Source organism: Deltaproteobacteria bacterium (assembly GCA_009930495.1).
Taxonomy (GTDB): domain Bacteria; phylum Desulfobacterota; class Desulfovibrionia; order Desulfovibrionales; family Desulfomicrobiaceae; genus Desulfomicrobium.
This window is the reverse complement of sequence record RZYB01000144.1, coordinates 1-6822: the sequence shown is the minus strand read 5'-3', so window position 1 is coordinate 6822 and position 6822 is coordinate 1. Positions and strand designations below refer to the sequence as shown.

General features: G+C 58.7%; 5 protein-coding genes. All 5 read left to right on the top strand.

Annotation, left to right across the window (positions count from 1 at the left end; genetic code table 11):
* The first annotated feature begins 47 nt into the window (after positions 1-47).
* Positions 48-1928 (top strand): tRNA uridine-5-carboxymethylaminomethyl(34) synthesis enzyme MnmG, encoded by a 1881-nt coding sequence (mnmG, locus tag EOL86_10980; protein ID NCD26097.1) that lies wholly within the window; start codon positions 48-50, stop codon positions 1926-1928.
* A gap of 148 nt (positions 1929-2076) precedes the next feature.
* Positions 2077-3102: a hypothetical protein gene (locus EOL86_10975; protein NCD26096.1), complete on the top strand. Its 1026-nt coding sequence runs from the start codon at positions 2077-2079 to the stop codon at positions 3100-3102.
* Between the two features lie 53 nt (positions 3103-3155).
* Entirely contained in the window at positions 3156-3983 is an 828-nt protein-coding gene (locus EOL86_10970) for an HlyC/CorC family transporter (protein ID NCD26095.1), read from the top strand.
* A complete protein-coding gene (gene lnt / locus EOL86_10965; protein NCD26094.1) occupies positions 3931-5505 on the top strand; it encodes an apolipoprotein N-acyltransferase in 1575 nt (524 codons plus the stop codon). Before EOL86_10970 ends, lnt begins: the two co-directional genes overlap by 53 nt.
* Before the next feature lie 12 nt (positions 5506-5517).
* Positions 5518-6628, top strand: a protein-coding gene (locus tag EOL86_10960; protein NCD26093.1) for a peptide chain release factor 2 whose coding sequence is annotated in 2 segments (ribosomal slippage) — positions 5518-5592 and positions 5594-6628 — 1110 coding nt in all. Because the reading frame shifts where the segments join, the coding sequence is not laid out codon by codon here.
* The last annotated feature ends 194 nt before the right edge of the window (positions 6629-6822 follow it).

Genomic DNA, 6822 nt, shown 5'->3' with positions numbered 1-6822 from the left:
GCCAAGACGTTCGCCCAGATTCTCTTCACGGCTCTTCCGGAGAACGCATGAACATCCCCGCCATTCCATCCCGCTTCGACATCATTGTCGTCGGCGCCGGTCATGCAGGCTGCGAGGCCGCCATGGCCGCGGCGCGCATGGGCATGCAAACCTTGCTGCTGACCATAAACATCGATCGTATCGGACATCTGTCCTGCAATCCAGCCATCGGAGGCTTGGCCAAGGGACATATGGTCAAGGAAATCGATGCCATGGGGGGCATGATGGGCAAATGGGCGGACCGGGCGGGCATCCAATTTCGCATCCTGAACACCCGAAAAGGACCGGCCGTGCGCTCCAGTCGGGCCCAAATCGACCGGGCGGAATACCTGAAGGTCGTGCAGGATGACATTTTCACCTGCCCCAACCTGTTCGTGCGCCAAGAAATGGCCTCGTCCATCGCCGTTCTCGACGGTCAGGTCACCGGCGTCGTCACCAGTCTGGGTGAAACCATTCCATGCCAGGCCGCCCTGCTGACCACGGGAACCTTCCTCCGGGGGCTTCTCCACGTCGGCCTCAGCAATTTCAGCGGCGGCCGGTTCGGGGACCCCGCCAGCATGGGTCTCTCGACGCGCCTCATCGAACTCGGCCTGGAACTGGGCCGGCTCAAGACAGGCACCGTGCCCCGGTTGCTGAAAAGCTCGGTCGACTATTCCGGCTTGGAGGAACAACCCGGTGACACGCCGCCGCGCCCGTTCAGCTTTGACTCTCCGGGCATCCGCCTGCCCCAGGTATCTTGCTTTGTCACCTATACCACCGAACAAACGCATGCAATCATCCGCTCCGGCTTCGACCGGTCGCCAATGTTCACCGGCGTCATCAAAGGAACGGGCGCGCGGTATTGTCCGTCCATTGAAGACAAAATCGCGCGTTTTCCCGATAAGGACCGACACCAGATTTTCATCGAACCCGAAGGGTTGAACAGCCACGAAGTCTACCCGAACGGGATTCCGACAAGCCTGCCCCTGGACGTTCAAAAGGGGCTCATCGCGTCCATTCCCGGACTGGAAAAGGCCCAAATCGTGCGACCGGGGTACGCCATCGAATATGATTATGTTCCTCCGACCCAGCTGAAACCGACCCTGGAAACCAAGGCCGTGCGCGGCTTGTACATGGCCGGACAGATCAACGGCACCTCGGGCTACGAGGAAGCAGCTGGACAGGGACTGTGGGCGGCGATCAACGCGACATTGGCCCTACGCGGCGAGCCCGAAATGATTCTGACACGAAGCCAGGCCTACATCGCGGTCCTGGTTGACGATCTGGTCACCAAGGGCACCCTGGAGCCGTACCGCATGTTCACCTCCCGAGCCGAACACCGTCTGCTGCTCCGCGAAGACAATGCCGACCAGCGACTGACTCCGATCGGACGTCGCCTCGGCTTGGTCGACGACCACCGCTGGGAACGGTTTCTGCATAAGCAAAATCAAATCGAACGGATCGCATCCGGCCTGGATTCCATCCGAATTCGTCCGGACGCCGCGACCAGGACCATGGTCGAATCCTTGGGCGGCACCATGCCGCAAAAGGCCGTCAGCCTGAAAGAACTGCTGCGCCAACCAGAGCTGTCCATCACGCACCTTGCCCCTTTGTGGCCAGGATTGTCCGACTTCGACACGGACAGTTTGGAGGAGGCGGAAATTCAAACCAAATACGAAGGATACCTGGATCGCCAGCGGGAGTTGGTGGACCGATTTCAAAAGCTGGAAGAAATCGCGCTTCCCGAAACCATGGTCTACACGGGCATTCCCGGTCTCTCTCGGGAAGTCACGGAAAAGCTGACCAAAATCCGCCCCCGGACCCTGGGCCAAGCCGGTCGCATTTCCGGCATCACTCCAGCGGCCATCTCCTGTCTGGAGATCCAGCTCAAAAGACTCGGCACGCTCTGAAAGCCAAGGCTGCGCGGCTTGATCACGCGCTCTTTCACTTCTCGAAAACATGAGGTAGACAGACAGACCATGCACACCCACATCTGTCATGATCCGGACTGGCGCAAATTTGACCACTCATGGTGCCACGGTCACCACGGGGTGACCAATGTTTGACGCCTACCCCTTGTCCGTCGACAGCCGCATCGCGGACATCGCCATTGCTTTTGGCTCGACCCGCAACACTCAAGTTTTCATGAACGCGCTCTATATTTTTGGCGTTCTGGCCCTGGTCGTCGTGATTTCATTGGCCCTCAAGCGTCTCATGCTCCTGCGGGACAACGAACCGGCCAAGATTCGCGCCCGGACATTGAAAATCCTGAACCAGGCCCTGCGCCACCGAAGCAGAATCGACGCCAGTTTTCATCCCATCGACACGGCCCGATTGGTTCTGGCCTGCGCCCTGGAAGAGGTACGCCAGGACCGCATCTCCCTTGAACTGCCCGCCGGCATTGAAACATCGAACAACTGGATCGGCCGCGAACTGGTGTGCTTCTTCCGCATTCCCGGCGAACACGGACGCCCTTTTTTCTATAAATTCATCGCCCCCATCGTCGGCGCGCGCCGTTTTGGCGACATCCATTACCTGGATCTGGCCATGCCCGATCACGTCGAGCTGGGCCAAAAACGGCGTCATATGCGCCTGGACATCCCCAAGAACGATGTCGTGGACTTCCGCATCTGGCCAGGCGTGGATGACCAGTCACCTCCCTGCGAAGCCGACCTGGACCAATGGCCGGAGCCACTGGCCATCTACCGCCAGGACATGGACTCCCAGGTATCCGTTCTGGATTTGTCCGGGGGCGGCATTCGCCTGGAATACGATCCGCGCCAGTTCCCGAACCTGAATACTTTTTTACGGCGCTACACAACCCTGTTCATGCGTCTTGAACTCATACCCATGGCTCCCAGGCTTCCCAGCGTTTATTACATGAGCGCCCGGTTGCGTACCAAACAAGAAAATTTTGAAACCGGCTCGCTCATGCTCGGCTACGAATTTGTCGAGTGTGGCCAAGCCCAGGCCACGGGTGATATCAAATGGCTCACCATCGACCCCGATCACGGCGTCGAGGACTTGGTGACCTGGATTTTCAAAAGGCACCTGGAACTTTACCGGGAACGTGAAATTGGATAGAGGCTAGACCGTTTTGCACAACAAATCGCGATCCCATGGAGGACTCTGAATTTATGGATGAGGGCTCGGACAGTCGACTCTGGATAACCTTGAAACGCTTTTTTTCCCGCAAAAACGAATGCCATCTGGAAGAGGCCATCCAGGAAGCCAAGGACGAGGGCGAGTTGCAGAATGACGAAATGTCCATGCTTCTGAATGTGCTCCAACTCGACGACAAGCAGGCATACGAAATCATGGTCCCCCGCACCGACATTGTCTGCGCGGAAATCACGGAAACAGTGACCGAGGTCGCCCGCAAGGTTTTTGAAAGCGGCCATTCCCGGCTTCCGATCTACAAGGAAACCAAGGACCAAATCGTCGGAATTCTGCACTGCAAGGAATTGCTGCGTTTTTTTGCCGGCGAGGACCAAACTCCGGCCAACCTGGAAGCCATCCTGCGTTCACCATATTTCATCCCGGAAACCAAAAACGTCAAAAACATCCTCCTCGATTTCCAGACCAACAAACAGCACATGGCCATTGTTCTGGACGAATACGGGGGCACGGCCGGCCTGGTCACCCTGGAGGACGTCCTCGAGGAAATCGTTGGCGATATCGAGGACGAATACGATCCCCCGCGACCCGAGGAAATCCAGCCTCTGGAAGCCGGGGCGTTCCTTGTTTCCGGCCGGACCAGCCTGGAAGATCTGTACGAGGAATGCGGCATCCGACTTGAATCCGACCAGGTCGAAACCCTGGGCGGCTATATCAGCGAACAGCTCGGCCGCGTCCCGGAAACCAACGAATCCCTCGCCATTCAGGACTATACGTTTTTGATCAAGGAAGCAGATGTCAAACAGATCCAATGGGTTCTCGTTTCCACCCCCACGCTTGATTCGTGATTTCCCCGCCCGCCTCCCCGTTGTTCCCATGATCCTGGCCCTGCTTGGGGCCTGGTTCGGATTCGCCAATCCGATGCTGCACGTTCCAGCGGCCATCGTGTTGTTGCCCATGGCCCTGATCATGGCCGCGACCAATGCCCAAACTGGTCGAGAAGCCGCCCGGCTGGGTTTTCTGACCGCCCTGCCGGCCTACTCGGCCGCACTGTACTGGCTGGCCATCCCCGTCCATGATCACGGTGGCCTGCCCTGGATCTTGGCCCTGCCCTGTCCGGTTTTGGTCGGCGCGGTTCTGGCGGCCTATGCCAGCGTCTTTTGCGTCCTTTCGCACCGCGCCAAAAAGGCGGACCATGTTTTGGGATCCGTCTTTGCCGCCGCGTCATGGACAGGCCTGGAGCTGGCGCGCAACACCCTTTTGACCGGCTTTCCCTGGCTGACCTTGTCCTCGGCCCTATCCCCCTGGCCCTGGGCCATCGGTCTATCGGCCTGGATTGGAGCCTTTGGGCTGTCCGGAATACTAGTCGGTATCTGTCACGCGCTTGTCATGGGGCGCGGTCCCTGGAAGCTCGCGGCCATCCCGCTGGCTGTTGTTTGCCTCCTGCCGGCCATGGTCCGCCAGCCTGCTCCCCCCTCGAACACGGCATCGGCCGTCTTGATCCAGGGCAACATCGATCAGGGCCAGAAATGGGAACCCAAACTGCAGTCGTCCATCCTGAAAACCTACCTGGACCTCAGCCACGAAGCAGTGGCCGCGCATCATCCGGACATCGTCGTCTGGCCGGAAACCGCCATGCCGTTATACTATCAGGACGGAGGCCCCTTGGCCGAAAGCGTGCGGGCCACGGTCGACGCCCTGAACACGCCCTTCATGATGGGATCCCCGGCCTATTCCTCGCCGCAGGGCAAAAACCAGCCCAAATTTGTCCTGCATAACCGAGCCTATCTCCTGGATGAAAAAGGCCAAACGCTCTCCTGGTACGACAAGGAACACCTGGTGCCCTTTGGGGAGTACGTCCCGCTGGGACAATGGCTCCCCTTCGTGACCAAGCTGGTGCCGGGAGACTATGAATTCAGGCCGGGGGCCAACTACGCGCCCCTTCGGACCGGCAAGCTCTCCCTGGGGACCCTGATCTGCTACGAGGCCATTTTTCCGGAGCTCGCCCAAAAAAGGGTCGAACAAGGGGCAAACGTCCTGGTCAATATCAGTAACGACGCCTGGTTTGGACATTCCTCCGCCCCCCGGCAACATCTCCACCTGGCCATCCTGAGGGCCGTGGAACAAAACAGATCCATTCTCCGGGCCACGAACACCGGCATCACGACCTTTATCGCCCCCACGGGCAAGCTGCACGAACAGTCCGAACCGTTCGCCCCGAATTTTCTCCATAAGGGCGACATCCCCCTCTTGACAGGCACCACCTTTTACCATGACCATTTTCAACTTGTTCATTGGTCGTTTTTGGCCCTGATCGCCGGACTTTTCCCGGTGGTCGGCCATTCCAGAAAGTACCATCCCCACAAATAATCCGAGATCATCATGCTGCAATATTCCGAGTTGAAGACCCAGGCCAATCAATTGGACGAAAAATTCCAGGAATTCTGGAGGCGGCTTTGACCTGCGCGGACACAAGGAGCGCTTGGCCGAAATCGAAAAGCAACTCTCGGCCCCCGGCGCCTGGGACAAGCCAGACCTGCTGACCCCGGTTCTCCAGGAAAAAACCCAGGTTTCCACCCAGGTGGAAGAATGGGAAGAACTGGCCCGCGCCCATGCCAATATGCAGGAATGGATTGAACTGGCCAGCGAGGAGCAAACCGACGACATCCTCGCGGCCCTGGAAGAAGCCTTGATCGACATGGACGCCAAGCTCGAGTCGGCCCAAATGCGGACCCTACTCAGCGACCCCGAGGACATCAGCGAGGCCATTCTGGAAATCCATCCTGGCGCGGGCGGCACGGAATCCCAGGATTGGGCCGAAATGCTGCTGCGCATGTACAGACGCTTCGCGGAACGACGGGGATTCAAAATCGAACTTCTGGATCTGCTGCCCGGCGACGAGGCCGGAATCAAAAGCGTGACCCTGCATGTCCACGGCTCCTACGCCTATGGCCAACTCAAGGGTGAAAAAGGAACCCATCGCCTGATCCGCATTTCTCCCTTCGATTCCAGCGGACGCAGGCACACCTCGTTCGCCTCGGTCGATGTCTACCCCGAGGCGGGCCAGGACATCGAAATCGAAATCCGCGACGAGGACATCCGGATCGACATCTTCCGTTCCAGCGGTCCGGGAGGACAGTCCGTCAACACAACGGACTCGGCCGTGCGCGTCACGCACCTGCCAACCGGACTCGTGGCGCAGTGCCAGAACGAAAAATCCCAGCATAAAAACAAGGAGGCCGCCCTCAAGGTTCTCAAGGCGCGGCTGTACGAGCAGGAACTTCAAAAAATCGCTTCCGAACGCCAAGCCGAGTACATAGCCAAGGGAGCCATCGCCTTTGGCTCGCAAATCCGGACATACACGCTTCAACCCTATCGTCTGGTCAAGGACCATCGGACCAGCACGGAAACCAGCAATGTGGACGCGGTCCTGGACGGAGCCATCGATGCCTTTATCCACAATTATCTCCTGCACCTCCATGCGCGAAGCTGACCTGCCTTCGAACGAGGCCCTGCTGGCCGAGCTGGACGCCTTGGAAAAGGAACTCCGCGTCGACCCTGGCAGTGGCGAGGTATCGGCCCTGGTCCCAGGGCAATCGCATGAAATTTCCCTTGACATACCTCTCACTCGGTCAGGCATCTTCGTGCCCCCACTTCAAATCGGAGGTACGTATGGACACGAGCACG

Bases quoted from the DNA above. Each gene is read 5' to 3' on its own strand.
- EOL86_10970 (NCD26095.1), top strand. From the start codon at position 3,156: ATGGATGAGGGCTCGGACAGTCGACTCTGGATAACCTTGAAACGCTTT.
- EOL86_10975 (NCD26096.1), top strand. From the start codon at position 2,077: ATGTTTGACGCCTACCCCTTGTCCGTCGACAGCCGCATCGCGGACATC.
- lnt (NCD26094.1), top strand. From the start codon at position 3,931: ATGTCAAACAGATCCAATGGGTTCTCGTTTCCACCCCCACGCTTGATT.
- mnmG (NCD26097.1), top strand. From the start codon at position 48: ATGAACATCCCCGCCATTCCATCCCGCTTCGACATCATTGTCGTCGGC.